The organism is Micromonospora citrea (assembly GCF_049629545.1).
GTDB classification, from domain to species: domain Bacteria; phylum Actinomycetota; class Actinomycetes; order Mycobacteriales; family Micromonosporaceae; genus Micromonospora; species Micromonospora citrea_A.
In genome coordinates, this window is sequence record NZ_JBNADX010000012.1 from 159229 (window position 1) to 173772 (window position 14544).

7 protein-coding genes are annotated in these 14544 nt (G+C 72.5%); 4 read left to right on the forward strand and 3 right to left on the reverse strand.

The genetic code is table 11. From position 1 onward, the window contains the following. The first annotated feature begins 18 nt into the window (after positions 1-18). The 3 genes from ACPFP2_RS15625 to ACPFP2_RS15635 all read left to right on the forward strand — a co-directional run bounded on the left by ACPFP2_RS15625 (position 19) and on the right by ACPFP2_RS15635 (position 4340). Positions 19-1707: an acyl-CoA mutase large subunit family protein gene (locus tag ACPFP2_RS15625; protein WP_424089880.1), complete on the forward strand. Its 1689-nt coding sequence runs from the start codon at positions 19-21 to the stop codon at positions 1705-1707. A gap of 275 nt (positions 1708-1982) precedes the next feature. Continuing rightward, positions 1983-2903 carry a tetratricopeptide repeat protein gene (locus tag ACPFP2_RS15630; protein ID WP_424089881.1) on the forward strand — a complete coding sequence of 307 codons (921 nt, stop codon included), beginning with the start codon at positions 1983-1985 and terminating at the stop codon, positions 2901-2903. Between the two features lie 66 nt (positions 2904-2969). Continuing rightward, positions 2970-4340 (forward strand): arginase family protein, encoded by a 1371-nt coding sequence (locus ACPFP2_RS15635; RefSeq protein WP_424089882.1) that lies wholly within the window; start codon positions 2970-2972, stop codon positions 4338-4340. 179 nt (positions 4341-4519) lie between these two features. Here ACPFP2_RS15635 and ACPFP2_RS15640 read toward each other — a convergent pair whose 3' ends face one another. Continuing rightward, positions 4520-6478: a penicillin-binding transpeptidase domain-containing protein gene (locus ACPFP2_RS15640; protein WP_424089883.1), complete on the reverse strand. Its 1959-nt coding sequence runs from the start codon at positions 6476-6478 to the stop codon at positions 4520-4522. A gap of 292 nt (positions 6479-6770) precedes the next feature. Between ACPFP2_RS15640 and ACPFP2_RS15645 the strand changes: the two genes are divergently transcribed. Further along, a complete protein-coding gene (locus ACPFP2_RS15645; RefSeq protein WP_424089884.1) occupies positions 6771-11819 on the forward strand; it encodes an NAD-glutamate dehydrogenase in 5049 nt (1682 codons plus the stop codon). A 66-nt stretch (positions 11820-11885) separates the two neighbouring features. Here ACPFP2_RS15645 and ACPFP2_RS15650 read toward each other — a convergent pair whose 3' ends face one another. Further along, positions 11886-12578, reverse strand: coding sequence for a class F sortase (locus tag ACPFP2_RS15650; RefSeq protein WP_424089885.1), 693 nt, complete (start codon positions 12576-12578; stop codon positions 11886-11888). Continuing rightward, the gene (locus ACPFP2_RS15655; RefSeq protein WP_424089886.1) at positions 12565-13866 is read right to left on the reverse strand and encodes a hypothetical protein; all 1302 of its coding nucleotides are present in this window, start codon (positions 13864-13866) and stop codon (positions 12565-12567) included. Before ACPFP2_RS15655 ends, ACPFP2_RS15650 begins: the two co-directional genes overlap by 14 nt. Positions 13867-14544 lie beyond the last annotated feature (678 nt).

Sequence of the window (14544 nt, forward strand, 5' to 3'; positions counted from 1 at the left end):
CGAGGAGGAGCTCCGCGGATGAACGCCGACGAGATCGCCGCCGGACGGGCACGCTGGCAGGCCCGCTACGACGCCGCGCGCAAGCGGGACGCGGACTTCACCACCCTGTCCGGGATGACCGTGGACCCGGTCTACGGCCCGCCGGAGGGCGTGGCGTACCCGGGCTTCGACCGGATCGGCTGGCCGGGCGAGTACCCGTACACCCGGGGCCTGCACCCGACCGGCTACCGCGGGCGGACCTGGACGATCCGGCAGTTCGCCGGGTTCGGCAACGCGCAGCAGACCAACGAGCGCTACAAGATGATCCTGGGCGCCGGGGGCGGCGGCCTCTCCGTCGCGTTCGACATGCCCACCCTGATGGGGCGCGACTCCGACGACCCGCAGGCGCTCGGCGAGGTCGGCCACTGCGGCGTCGCCATCGACACCGCGGCCGACATGGAGACGCTGTTCGACGGCATCGACCTGGCCGGCGTCACCACCTCGATGACCATCTCGGGCCCGGCCGTGCCGGTCTTCTGCATGTACCTGGTCGCCGCCGAGCGGCAGGGCGTCGACGTGTCCACCCTGGACGGCACCCTGCAGACCGACATCTTCAAGGAGTACATCGCGCAGAAGGAGTGGCTCTTCGACCCGGAGCCCCACCTGCGCCTGATCGGCGACCTGATGGAGTACTGCGCCCGGGAGATCCCCCGGTACAAGCCGCTCTCCGTCTCCGGCTACCACATCCGCGAGGCCGGCTCGACCGCCGCGCAGGAGTTGGCGTACACGCTGGCCGACGGGTTCGGCTACGTCGAGCTGGGGCTCTCGCGCGGGCTGGACGTCAACGTCTTCGCCCCGGGTCTGAGTTTCTTCTTCGACTCGCACGTGGACTTCTTCGAGGAGATCGCCAAGTTCCGCGCCGCCCGCCGGATCTGGGCCCGCTGGCTGCGTGACGTCTACGGCGCCACCAGCGAGAAGGCGCTCTGGCTGCGGTTCCACACGCAGACCGCCGGGGTGTCGCTGACCGCCCAGCAGCCGGTCAACAACGTGGTGCGGACCGCCGTCGAGGCGCTGGCCGCGGTGCTCGGCGGGACCAACTCGCTGCACACCAACGCCCTCGACGAGACCCTCGCCCTGCCCACCGACGAGTCCGCCGAGATCGCCCTGCGTACCCAGCAGGTGCTGATGGAGGAGACCGGGGTGACCAACGTGGCCGACCCGCTGGGCGGCTCCTGGTACGTCGAGGCGCTCACCGACAAGATCGAGGCCGAGGCGGAGGAGATCTTCGCCCGGATCCGGCAGCTCGGCGGCGAGGGCCCGCACCAGATCGGCCCGATGACCTCCGGCATCCTGCGCGGCATCGAGGACGGCTGGTTCACCGGCCACATCGCCGAGTCCGCCTTCGTCTACCAGCAGGCGCTGGAGAAGGGCGACAAGAAGATCGTCGGGGTCAACTGCCACACCGGCACGGTCGCCAAGGACCTGGAGATCCTGCGCATCTCGCACGAGGTGGAGCTGGAGCAGCGCCGGGTGCTGGCTGAGCGCAAGACAGCCCGGGACGAGACCGCGGTCAAGGCCGCGGTGGCCCGGATGGTCGAGGTCAGCCGCACCGACGGGAACATGATCCCGGCGATGCTCGACGCCGTCCGCGCCGAGGCCACCCTCGGCGAGATCTGCGACGCGCTGCGCGCCGAGTGGGGCGTCTACCGCGAGCCCGCCCGCTTCTGACCCACCCCACTCCCACCCCACCCCCGCTCCCACCCCACCCCGCCCACGCCCGCCCCGCCCCGCCCACCCCCGCGATCTTGCACTTGTGGTGGTCCCGAAGCGCCATGAACTGCGCATAAGGCCAACCACAAGTGCAAGATCGCCGGGGCAGGCGGTGGGGTGGCGGTGGGGAGGCGGTGGGGGTGGGGGAGGGGGTGGTGAGCAGGGGTGAGAGTGGCAACTGCGCCGTCGCGGTTGATCTGAGTTCGGCGGGGTCCGTGCGAGACTAGGTAACCATGAGCGACCCACGGATGACTTCGTCGATCTTCACCCGCGGCGCCGTCGACCTCAGCGCACTGCGCAGCACACCGCCGGCCAATCCCCGTCCCACCACACCGGCCCAGGCCGGTCCGCCCACCGGTCTGCCGGGTGGCCCCGCCGGCGGCGCGGTGGCCGTGATCGACGTGACCGAGGCGACCTTCCAGTCCGAGGTCCTGGAGCGCTCGCTCAGCACACCCGTGGTGGTCGACTTCTGGGCCGAGTGGTGCGAGCCCTGCAAGCAGCTCTCCCCGGTGCTGGAGCGGCTGGCCGCCGAGGGCGGCGGGGCCTGGGTGCTCGCCAAGGTCGACGTGGACGCCAACCCGCGCATCGCCCAGATGTTCCGGGTGCAGGGCATCCCGATGGTGTACGCGGTCGTCGGCGGCCAGCCCGTCGACGCCTTCTCCGGCGTGGTGCCGGAGGCCCAGCTCCGCCAGTGGCTCCAGGCCGTCCTCAAGGCCGGCGGTGTCGCCGTCGCCGAGCCGGAGGACCCCCGCCTCGACGAGGCCGACGACGCCCTGATGAGCGGCGACCTGGAGGCCGCCGAGCGGGCGTACCGGAAGATCCTGGCCGAGTCCCCGGCGGACGCCGCGGCCGAGGCCGGCCTGGCCCAGGTCGGGCTGGCCCGCCGGGTCGCCGGCGCGGACCCGCAGGCCGCGCTCACCGCCGCCGCACAAGCCCCCGACGATGTCGAGGCCCAGCTCCTCGCCGCCGACGTCGAGGTGCTCAGCGGCATGGCCGAGCAGGCGTACGCCCGCCTGGTCGGCCTGGTCCGGCGGACCGCCGGCGAGGACCGGGAGAAGGTGCGCCAGCACCTGGTCTCGCTCTTCACCGTCGCCGGCCCGGACGACCCCGCCGTCGCCTCGGCCCGCCGAGCCCTGGCCAGCGCACTGTTCTGAGTTCGTAGCACGCCAGCGCGGGCCGGCGCACCGGCCGGCCCGCCCGACCATCGAGGACGGGAGCCCATGATGCGCCGGATCGCCGTCCTCGACGCGCCGACCAACCTCGGCCTGCGCCCGCCCACGTCCACCTCCGTCCCCGGCTGCGCCAAGGCGCCCGGCGCGCTGCGCGACCACGGGCTGCTCGCCCGGCTGCGCGCCCGCGACGCCGGCTGCCTCACCCCGCCCCGGTACGACCCGGGCGACTGGCGTCCCGGTGACGGGGTCTGCCACGCCCGGGAGATCTCCGGGTACTCGGTGACGCTCGCCGACCGGATCGGCGCGATCATCGACCGGGGCGAGTTCCCGCTGGTGCTCGGCGGGGACTGCTCGGTGCTGCTCGGCTCGGCGCTGGCCATGCACCGGCTCGGTGAGGCGGTCGGCGGGCGGATCGGGCTGGTCTTCGTCGACGGCCACTCCGACTTCCGGCACCCCGGCAACGCCTCGTACGTGGGCGCGGCGGCGGGGGAGGACCTGGCCCTGGTCACCGGGCGCGGGCAGGCCGACCTGGCCGCCATCGAGGGGCGGCGCCCCTACTTCCGTGACATCGACGTGGTGGTGCTCGGCATCCGGGCCCAGGACGAGTACCGCCTCGACCTCCAGGCCGCCGGGATCACCACCCGCCCGGTGCCGGCGCTGCGCGCCGAGGGGGCCGCGCGGACCGCCCAGTGGGCGCACGAGCAGTTGGCGGACTGCGCCGGTTACTGGGTGCACATCGACGTGGACGTGCTCGACCCCGCGGTCATGCCGGCGGTCGACGCGCCGGACCCGGGCGGGATCGCCTTCGCCGAGCTGGAGATCCTCCTCGCCGGCCTGGTCGACACCCCGCACTGCCTCGGCGTCGAGCTGACCGTCTTCGACCCCGACTACGACCCGGACGGCGCGTACGCCGCCGAGATCGTCAACACCGTGGTCGCCGGGCTGGCCCCGGTGTCGGCGCCGGAGGCGGTGCCGCCCCGGCTGCTGCCGTCGTCCCCGACGTCACCTTCCGCAGTGGCCCGGGTGCGGAAGGCGGGGCGGCCGGACGTCATCGTCGGCCTCGACTCCCCGGCAGACGGTCGCCCCGCCGCCGCCCCTTCCGCCGGCTCAGGCTCCCTGTCGGCCGCTTCGGGCTCGCTGTCGGCCGCTTCGGGCTCGCTGTCGGACGGTCCCGGCTCGCTGTCTGCCGGTGGTGTGCGGGCGGCCGACGCCGACCCCGCGCCGGACCACCCGGTGCGCGCGGGTACGGCGGGCCCGGACGCCCGTCCGGTGCCGAGGCCGGCAGCGCCACCGGAGCTGGTCCCGGTGGTCGTGGAGCCGGTCGGGCCGCCCGCCTCGGCCGGGCCCGGCCTGCTACGCCGGGTGTCACCACCCGAGGCCGACGAGGGATCCGCCGAGCCACCCGCCGGCATCGCCTGAGCCGAACCCTTCTCGGACCGGCCATCACGACAGCGCCGAGGACCCATCCCTGCCCGGCCTTGATCCACACCGCTTGCGGCATGTTGCGGTGTCGCTCGGCCGGGATACCGCAACATGCCGCAACGGGGGCCGCAGCCGTCGACGGGCCGGCCCGTGGGCGGCTGCGGCCCGTGGGCGGGTCAGTTCAGGCCGCGCAGGAAGCGCTCGGCGATCGGGACCGCGCTCGACGTGCTCGACCCGCCCTGCTCGACGAAGACCGCGAACGCCACGTCACCCTGCCAGCCGACGAACCAGGCGTGCGTGTGCTCGGGGTTGTCGTCGTACTCGGCGGTGCCGGTCTTGCCGTGCACCGGGCCGCCGGGGACGTCGGCGAGCGCCGTGCCCGTGCCGGCGGTGACCACCTCGCGCATCATCGCCCGCAGCGCCTCGACCGACTCGGCCTTGAGCTGCGGGCCCGGCTCGGCCGGCTTGGTCGGCGCCGGATCGAGCATCAACTTCGGCTGGGTGAAACGGCCCCGGGCCACGGCGGCGGTGGCGCCGGCCATCGCCAGCGGACTGACCACGGTGGTGCCCTGGCCGATCGCGGCGGCGGCCTGCTCGGTCGCGCCGCCGTCGGCCGAGACCTTGCCGGTGAACGCGTCCACCCCGAGGTCCCACTGCCCCTCCAGGCCGAGGGTACGGCCGGTGACGGCGAGCCCGTCGGCCCCCAGCGTCGGCGCCAGCGAGACGAAGGCGGTGTTGCAGGACTTCGCGAAGTCCGTCCGGAACGGCACCTTGCCGAGGGCGAAGTCGTCGGAGTTCTTGAACGGGCGGCCGTCGACGGTGCGGGTCTTCGGACAGTCCACCGTGGCGTCGGCGGTGACCGCCCCCCGGTCCAGCAGGCCGAGGGCGCTGACCATCTTGAAGGTGGAGCCGGGTGGCACCTGGGCGGTGAAGGCGAGGTTCTCCCCGGCCGCCCCGGGCCCGTTGGCGGCGGCGAGCACCGCGCCGTCGCTGATCCGTACCGCCACCAGGGCCGAGCGTCGCTTCTCGCCGCGCAGCGCGCCGTCGGTCGCGTTCTGGGTGGCGACGTCGAGGGTGGTCTTCAGCGGCTGCCCCGGCTGCGGCTCGTGCCGGTGCACCTGCGGGCCCGGGGCCGGCTTGCCGTCCGGACCGGTCCGCTGGATCAGCACCGCCACCCCGGGCACGCCGCGCAGCCGGTCGTCGTACCGGCCCTGGAGGCCGCCGTGGCCCACCTGGTCGCCCCGGGCGACCGTGTCGGGGCGCGCGGCGAGGTCGTCGGCCGTCGCCTCGTCGACCGAACCGAGCAGGGCCCGGGCGAACTCCCGGGTCGGCGCGAGGTCGCGCTGCTCGGTGGGGAACAGGGTGCCGGGCAGGTCGTGGATGCGTGACTTGATCTGCCGGTACGCCTCGTCCCGCAGGGTGACCACCTCGACGAACGCGTCCGGGTCGGCCTCCTCGATGCGCCGGGGCAGGTCGGAGACGTCCACCGGAGGCGTGATCGCCGGCCGGACCGCCTTGAACGCCGCGTCGAGCCGGCGGGCCAGGGCGGCCGGGTCGGGGACCTGGGAGGGCTGCACGCCGACCCGGACCACCGGGCGGGGCGCGACGATCGGCTGCCCGGCGGCGTCCAGCACCGCCGCCCGGGCGGGCCGCTCCCGGCGTACGGTCAGCCGGTCGCCCTTCTCCAGTTGCTCCTGGACGAGCTGCGGCTCCCAGATCAGCTGCCACTGGTCGTCGCGGCCCTGCCGCAGCCGTACCGGCCGGTCGTACGCCCAGGTGGTGTCGCCCGGCAGCTTCCACTCCACCCGGATCTTCGCGGTGGCGATGTCCTTGGTGATCTCGGGCTCACCGGTGCGGCGCAGGGTGGGTGGGGTGGCGGCCAGTTCGCCGGAGAGCTCCTTGATCTCCTTCGTGACGTCGGCGGCGGGCAGCCGCGCCCCGGTCGGGTCGATGAAGCCGACCCCGTTCAGGTCCCCCGAGCGCCAGCCGGCGAGGAAGGCGTCCACCGTCCGCTCCGGCCCGTCCGCGTCGGAGCACCCGACGAGCACGCCGGCGAGCAGCGCGGTGACGGCCAGCGCCGAGAGCATCGGACGGGGACGCGTGCGCAAACGCCCGTACGGGTACGACAGGGTCATGAATCCTTACACCTCCGCGGTCACGATGCCGCCTCGCACGCTAGTACGGACTCGTCCGCCGCACCGCCCCGCGTGGCCGCACGCTGCGTGAAGAGGCTCCGTCGGCAGTGTGATGAACATCGCGAGGCGGGGTACTCCGCGACCGGCCGACCACGCGTCTGCAACGGGTGAAAGGACAGAGTCCCGAACCGGACGTCCGGCCGGTGGTCCGCCGACGAACGCACAGAGCGGCAGGGCCTAGGCTGGGCGGCAGAGTGACCCACAACGCGGTGGGTCGAGGGGAGTGGCACCGATGGACCGGCGTCCGGCGATCAAACCGGGACCCGACCTCCGGCAGGCTGACACCGGCCGGGACGACAGCTTCGATTCGGCGACCGACGGGGACGGCTTCGGCCGACTCGACACAGGAGTGACCGGGATGACCGGTTCGAGTATCGACACCCTCTACGAGTTGGGGCTTCCGGTGGAGGCGCTCGGCGACGACGCCGAGGACACCGAGCTCGACGAGCCGGTACCCAACGCGGAACGCCTGGTGGCGCAGGCGGTGGCGCTGGCCGGCGACGACCACGACGCGGCGACCCTGGTGGGCCGGTTCTGGCGGTTCGCGCCGGACGAGGAGCTGATCGGGTTCACCGCGGAGGAGATGCTCGACGCGGCCCGGGCGCACCGTGACCTCGCCCAGCAACGGGTGCCGGGCGAGTTGAAGTTGCGGATCCACGAGCCCGACGCCGAGCAGCACCACACGGTCATCGAGATCGTCACGGACGACATGCCGTTCCTGGTCGACTCGGTGACCGCGCTGTTGAACTCCCACCACCTGGACGTGCACCTGCTGGTGCACCCGCTGGTCGTGGTGCGGCGGGAGCCGCTCGGCCGGCTGACCGAGGTCTCCGCCGACGTGGAGCCGGACGACGCGATCGCCGGTGACCTGGTCGAGAGCTGGATGCGGATCGAGATCGACCCGGTCCGCGACCCGGACGAGCGGGAGAAGCTGCGTCGCGAGTTGCAGCGGGTGCTCACCGATGTGCGGGAGGCCGTGGAGGACTGGCCGAAGATGCGCCAGCGGGCGTTGGCGCTCGCCGACGAGCTGGCCGCCGCGCGGACCTCCGACAACCGCCCGCCGGTGCCGGAGAAGGACATCACCGACTCGGTCGAGCTGCTGCGCTGGCTGGCCCACGACCACTTCACCTTCCTCGGCTACCGGGAGTACCGGCTGGTCGACGGCGACGGGCGGGGCCCGGCGCTGGAGGCGGTGCTCGGCACCGGCCTGGGCATCCTGCGGTCGGACTCGCCGGAGGCCCGGTCGCTGTCGTCGATGACCCCCGAGGCGCACGAGAAGGTGATGGAGAAGCGGCTGCTGATCATCACCAAGGCGAACTCGCGGGCCACGGTGCACCGCTCGGCGTACCTCGACTACATCGGTTTCAAGATCTTCGACGAGGCCGGCCGGGTGGTCGGCGAGCGGCGGTTCCTGGGCCTGTTCTCCACCGCCGCGTACCGGACCAGCGTGCAGGAGCTGCCGGTGGTCCGGCGCAAGGTCGCCGAGGTGCTGGACCGCTCGGGCCTGAGCCTGCGCAGCCACTCCGGCAAGGACCTGCTGCAGATCCTGGAGACCTACCCGCGCGACGAGCTGTTCCAGATCAAGACCGACGACCTGTACCACGCGGTGACCGGTGTGCTGCGCATGGCGGGTCGCCGCCAGCTGCGGGTCTTCCTGCGCCGGGACGCGTACGGGCGGTTCATCTCCTGCCTGATCTACCTGCCCCGGGACCGGTTCACCACCCAGAACCGGCTGCGCATGCAGGACATCCTGCTGCGGGAGCTCAACGGCGTCGGGGTGGACTACACCACCCGGGTGACCGAGTCGATGCTGGCCCGGGTGCACTTCATCGTCCGGACCGACCCGACCAACCCGCCCGGCGACATCGACGCCGACCTGCTCGCCGAGGAACTGGCCGACGCCACCCGGCTCTGGGACGACGACTACCGGCTGGTGCTGGAGCGCAAGCTCGGCGACGAGCAGGCCAAGCACCTGTTCGCCCGGTACGCCGACGCCTTCCCGGAGGGCTACAAGGACGGGCACACGCCGTACGAGGCGATGAAGGACCTGGCCAAGCTGGAGCTGCTGGAGGAGCCCGGCCAGCTGGAGATGCACCTGTTCCGCAAGCAGCTCGCCCCGCGGGCGGGCGGCGACGGCGCCGTCGACGAGACGATGGACGTCCGGTTCAAGGTCTACCGGTACGGCGAGCCGATGATGCTCTCCGCCGTGCTGCCGGTGCTGCACTCGCTGGGCGTGCGGGTGGTCGACGAGCATCCGTACGAGGTGGACCGGATCGACGGCCGGGTCTTCCTGTACGACTTCGGCCTGCGCCTGCCCGAGGGGCACCAGGAGCTGGCCGAGGTGCGTCCGCACGTGGAGAACGCCTTCGCCGCCGCCTGGCGGGGCGAGGCCGAGGTGGACGGCTTCAACGAGCTGGTGCTGCGCGGCGGCCTCACCTGGCGGCAGGTGGTGGTGCTGCGGGCGTACGCGAAGTACCTGCGGCAGGCCGGCACGGTCTACTCCCAGGAGTACATGGAGCACACCTTCATCGCGTACCCGCGGATAGCGTCGCTGCTGGTGGAGCTCTTCGAGAGCCGGTTCGCCCCCGGCGGGCTGACCGCGCAGGCACGCCGGCAGCGCAGCGGCGAGCTGGTCACCGCGATCGGCGAGGCGCTGGACGACGTCGCCAGCCTCGACCAGGACCGGATCCTGCGGTCGTACCTGACGCTGATCCAGGCCACCCTGCGGACCAGCTTCTACCAGAAGCGCGCCGGCGGGCGGCCGAAGTCGTACGTGGCGTTCAAGCTGGACCCGCAGGCCATCCCGGACCTGCCGGCCCCGCGGCCGAAGTTCGAGATCTTCGTCTACTCGCCCCGGTTCGAGGGCGTGCACCTGCGGTTCGGGCCGGTGGCCCGGGGCGGGTTGCGCTGGTCCGACCGGCGGGAGGACTTCCGTACCGAGGTGCTCGGCCTGGTCAAGGCGCAGATGGTGAAGAACGCCGTGATCGTGCCGGTGGGCGCCAAGGGCGGCTTCGTGCTCAAGCAGAAGCCGGGCGACCGGGACGAGGCGGTGATCTGCTACAAGGAGTTCATCTCCGCCCTGCTCGACGTCACGGACAACATCGTCAGCGGTGAGATCGTGCCGCCGGAGGACGTGGTCCGGCACGACGGCGACGACCCGTACATGGTGGTCGCGGCGGACAAGGGGACGGCCACCTTCTCCGACATCGCCAACGAGATCTCCACGGCGCACCGGTTCTGGCTGGGCGACGCGTTCGCCTCCGGCGGCTCGGCCGGCTACGACCACAAGAAGATGGGCATCACCGCCCGGGGCGCCTGGGAGTCGGTCAAGCGGCACTTCCGGGAGATGGGGCACGACACCCAGACCCAGGACTTCACGGTCGTCGGCGTCGGTGACATGTCCGGCGACGTGTTCGGCAACGGGATGCTGCTGTCGAAGCACATCCGGCTGGTGGCCGCCTTCGACCACCGGCACATCTTCCTCGACCCGGACCCGGACGCGGCGACCTCGTGGGACGAACGCAAGCGCCTGTTCGACCTGCCCCGGTCGTCTTGGGAGGACTACGACGCCGGTCTGATCAGTGAAGGCGGCGGCATCTATTCGCGTACCGCCAAGTCGGTGCCGGTCTCGCCGCAGGTCCGCGCGGTGCTCGGCCTGGACGACGACGTCACGCAGCTCAGCCCGCAGGAGCTGATGAAGGCGATCCTGACCGCGCCGGTCGACCTGTTCTGGAACGGCGGCATCGGCACGTACGTGAAGGCCAGCAGCCAGACCAACGCGGAGGTGGGCGACAAGTCCAACGACGCGATCCGGGTGGACGGCAAGAGCCTGCGGTGCCGGGTGGTCGGCGAGGGCGGCAACCTGGGCTGCACCCAGCTCGGCCGGATCGAGTACGCCCTCACGGGCGGTCGGATCTACACCGACTTCATCGACAACGCGGCCGGGGTGGACTGCTCCGACCACGAGGTGAACATCAAGATCCTGCTCAACACCGTGGTCGCCGACGGGGCGCTGGACATCGCCGAGCGGGACGAACTGCTCGCCCAGATGACCGACGAGGTCGCCGAGCTGGTGCTGCGGGACAACTACGACCAGGCGCGGGCGATCAACAACGCCCAGGCCCAGGCGGCCAGCCTGCTCCCGGTGCACCGCCGGATGATCAACGAGTTGGAGCGGGCGGGCCAGATCGACCGGGCCCTGGAGGCGCTGCCGCCGGACGAGGAACTGGCGGTGCGCAGCGAGTCCGGGCTGACCGCGCCGGAGTTCGCGGTGCTGCTCGCGTACGTCAAGATCGTCCTGGAGCGGGAGATCCTGGCGGAGGGGCTCGCGGACGAGGAGTGGACGACCGACGTCCTGGTCAACTACTTCCCGACGCCGATGCGCCAGCGCTTCGCCGACCGGATGGCCCAGCACCGGCTGCGCCGCGACATCGTGACCACGGTGCTGGTCAACGAGGCGATCAACCGGGGCGGCATCTCGTTCGTCTTCCGGGTGGTCGAGGAGACGGCCGCCTCGGCGGCGGACGTGATCCGGGCGTACGTGGTGGTGCGTGAGGTCTTCGGCCTGCGCGAGCTGTGGGACGCGGTCGAGGCGCTGGACAACAAGGTCTCGCCGGAGTTGCAGACCAGCGTCTACCTGGACACCCGTCGGCTGCTCGACCGGGCGGTGCGCTGGCTGGTCACCAACCGGCGCTCGCCGATCGACGTGCCGGCGGAGATCGCCCGGCTGCGCGCCGGGGTGGTCCGGCTCCTGCCCGATCTGGAGACCCGTTTCCACGGCAGCGAGCGTGAGTCGCTGGCCGCGCACATCGACACCATGACCGGGCGCGGGCTGCCGCGTGAGCTGGCCGAGCAGGCCACCCGGCTGATGTACAGCTTCGGTCTGCTGGACGTGGTGGAGACGGCGGCCACGAGCGGACGCGACGTCGACGAGGTGGCCTCGGTCTACTTCGTCCTGTCGGACCTGTTCCGGGTGGACTCCCTGCTGTCGAAGATCTCCCTGCTGCCACGGGAGGACCGCTGGCAGACGCTGGCCCGGATGGCGCTGCGCTACGACCTGTACGCCGCGCTCGCCGCGCTCACCGCGGAGGTGCTCGGCTCCACCTCGGACAGCCTCTCCGCCCAGGAGCGGGTGCAGGAGTGGGAGCAGTCGAACGCCACCTCCATCCACCGGGCCCGCCGGGCGATGGGGGAGTTCGACGAGTCGCGGGCCGACCTGGCCGCCCTGTCGGTGCTGTTGCGCCAGATCCGCACGCTGGTGCGGACCTCCGCCGCGGCCTGACCCGTACGCCGACACGCCCGCGGCGGGACCCGACGGTCCCGTCGCGGGCGCTTCCGTGTCCGGCCCTCAGGACGTCATCGTGGCGAAGACGATGACGTTGTCGGTGTAGCTGCCGGCGCTCTGGTCGAACACGCCGCCGCAGGTCACCACCCGCAGGGCGGGCCGTTCGTTCGGGCCGAAGACCAACTCGTGGGGGAACTCCGTCTTCGGGTACGACCGCACGTCGCCGACGGTGAAGGTGGCCTTCGTCCCGTCGTCCCGGGTGACGGTGATGGTGTCGCCCTTGCCCAGGGAGCCCAGCTCGAAGAAGACGGCCGGGCCGAGCTTCGCCGAGTCGACGTGCCCCACGATCACCGCGTTGCCGGCCTCGCCCGGGCTGGCGCCCGGGGCGTACCAGCCGGCGCGTTCGGCCTGGTCCAGCGGGGGAACCTGGACGGTGCCGTCCGGGTTGGTGCCCAGCGACATGACCTCGGCGTCGACGCCGATGCGCGGGATCGAGACGGTGACGGGGGCCGAGCGGGGCAGGGGGGCGGGGGGCGCCGCCTGGTCGATCCCGCCCACGTCCGGGTCGGTCCGTGCGTCCGGGGCGGCCTGGGCGATCGGCTGCGGCGGGCGGGGCGGCGGCTCGGTCCGCAGCGACGCGCCGATCATGCCGGCGCCCCCGACGGCCAGCAGGACGACGACGGCCGCGCCGGCGGCACGCCACGGTCTCCCGTGACGGCCGCCGGCCCGTGTCGCCGTCTGGTCAGACGAGCCCATCGGCCCGACGCCGACGCATCAGCACGATGCCGCCCAGGGCGGCCGCGCCGATCATGCCCGCCCCGCCCAGCGCCAGCTCGCGGTCGGTGCCGGTGGTGGTCATGCCACCGTCACCGCCCTCGACGCCGCCGCGCGGCAGGACCACCAGCTCGCCCTCGCCGCACGAGCCCTTGAGCTCGTACGTGCCCGGGGCGGCGTCCGGGGCGACCTGGGCCTCGCCGTAGTAGACGAAGTCCTTCTTGTGCTCCCAGCTCCGCTCCGCCTCGGCGGCTGCGGCGTCCTCGCCGCGGCCCTTCCAGCCGGATCCGGACTCGGCCCCGGCGGCGTCCTCGCCGCTGCCCTTCCAGCCGTAGCCGGACTCGGCCCCGGCGGCGTCCTCGGCGTACTCGGCGCCGTGGCCCTGCCAGGCCTCGGCGCCGGCCTCGGCGTCCTGACCGTACTTGTCGTAGCCGCGCGAGTCGGCCTCGCTGCCGTACTTGTCGCTGCTGTACTTGTCGCTGCCGTACTTGTCGCTGCCGTACGAGCCGGACTCGCCGCCGTACGAGCCGGACTCGCTGCCGTACTTGTCGCTGCCGTACGAGCCGGACTCGCCGCCGTACGAGCCGGACTCGCTGCCGTACTTGTCGCTGCCGTACGAGCCGGACTCGCCGCCGTACGAGCCGGACTCGCCGCCGTACGAGCCGCGCTTGTCGCCGCCCTTCCACGAGTGCTCGCCCTCGGCACCGGCCTCCTGGCCGTACTCGTGGCCCTTCCAGTGGTGCTTGCCGTCCTCGCGGCCCGCGTCGGCCCGCTCCTCCTCGTATGCCTTGCCGCCCCGATCGGGCGCGACGTCGGTGGCGAAGCCACCGCCCCAACCACCCGCCGGGGGCTGGGCGTCTCCGGCCGGGGGCTGACCACCGTTGGCCGGCGGCTTCGGCTGCGGCCCCTTGCCGTCGTCGCCCTTGTCGCCGCCCTTGTCGCCTTCCCAGGAGCCGCCCTTGTCGCCTTCCCAGGAACCGCCCTTGTCCTTGCCGCCGTGGTCGCCGCGGCCCTCGTCGGCCGCCTTGAGCTTCACCTTGCCGGTGACCTTCGACCAGACGTAGGCGTGCTCCTGCGGCGTCGGGCAGATCTCCAGGAGCTTGACCGTCTCGCCGGGCTTGACGGCGTGCGGCTTGGCGATGACCTTGCCCTCACGGTCCCCGCCGGGCTGGGCACCGTCCGCGAACGCGATCCCCGGCGTGAACACCAGGAGGGACGCGCCGCCGAGCGCGGCACCCGCGACGACCTTCCCGAGCATCTTGTTAGCCATGACCTGCGTCACTCCATCCCTGTTGTCCTGAGCCCGACGTCAGTCGAGCTATGACCGACGTTAGACCGTTTCGCGACTTATCCGGGGAAAGATTCGTGTTTTGGAGTTTGCGAGTGATCACGGCTTTACTGGTGGTAGACGGCTTCTGTTGGTGTTCCGGGCCTTGGAGGCGGTCGCGCGAACTCTGGGGTTCCCGGGGGGAAACCGGCTGATGGGGCCGAATGTCCCGGGTCCGCCGAGTCGTCCGTCCCTTGCCGGAAGGTTTCGGGCGAGTATCGAGCCATTGCCATGGAAGCGCTCCCATGCAAGAATCGCTGCACGCGGTACGGGGAGCTACACCGCGAAGGCAGACGTCGAGGGCAACCGGTGAGAGCCGGACGACGTGGGCCACCCGACCGGTCCGGCGGACCGGTCGCCCCCCACCACCACGCCCGTCCGGGTCGGGCGCACCCCCCGAAGATCCCGTTGGCGCCGAGGGTCGTCCTGTACAGGGCGTCCGCCGGGCCACGTGCCGGGCCGTAACACGGATCCGGTCTCGCCCAAGGAGTTCAGTGGCATGAATCTGTGGAGAAACCTGTCCGGCAGGCGCCGGGCGGTCGCACTCGCCGGTGCGAGCGCCCTGGTGGCCGGCGGGCTGGTGACCATTCCGGTCACCGCGGCGCAGGCCGCGACCCAGTG

What these genes read in the sequence shown, in the direction of transcription:
- ACPFP2_RS15645 (WP_424089884.1), top strand. Translation starts at nt 6,771, where the DNA reads ATGGACCGGCGTCCGGCGATCAAACCGGGACCCGACCTCCGGCAGGCT.
- ACPFP2_RS15640 (WP_424089883.1), bottom strand. Translation starts at nt 6,478, where the DNA reads ATGACCCTGTCGTACCCGTACGGGCGTTTGCGCACGCGTCCCCGTCCG.
- ACPFP2_RS15650 (WP_424089885.1), bottom strand. Translation starts at nt 12,578, where the DNA reads ATGGGCTCGTCTGACCAGACGGCGACACGGGCCGGCGGCCGTCACGGG.
- ACPFP2_RS15655 (WP_424089886.1), bottom strand. Translation starts at nt 13,866, where the DNA reads ATGGCTAACAAGATGCTCGGGAAGGTCGTCGCGGGTGCCGCGCTCGGC.
- ACPFP2_RS15635 (WP_424089882.1), top strand. Translation starts at nt 2,970, where the DNA reads ATGATGCGCCGGATCGCCGTCCTCGACGCGCCGACCAACCTCGGCCTG.
- ACPFP2_RS15625 (WP_424089880.1), top strand. Translation starts at nt 19, where the DNA reads ATGAACGCCGACGAGATCGCCGCCGGACGGGCACGCTGGCAGGCCCGC.
- ACPFP2_RS15630 (WP_424089881.1), top strand. Translation starts at nt 1,983, where the DNA reads ATGAGCGACCCACGGATGACTTCGTCGATCTTCACCCGCGGCGCCGTC.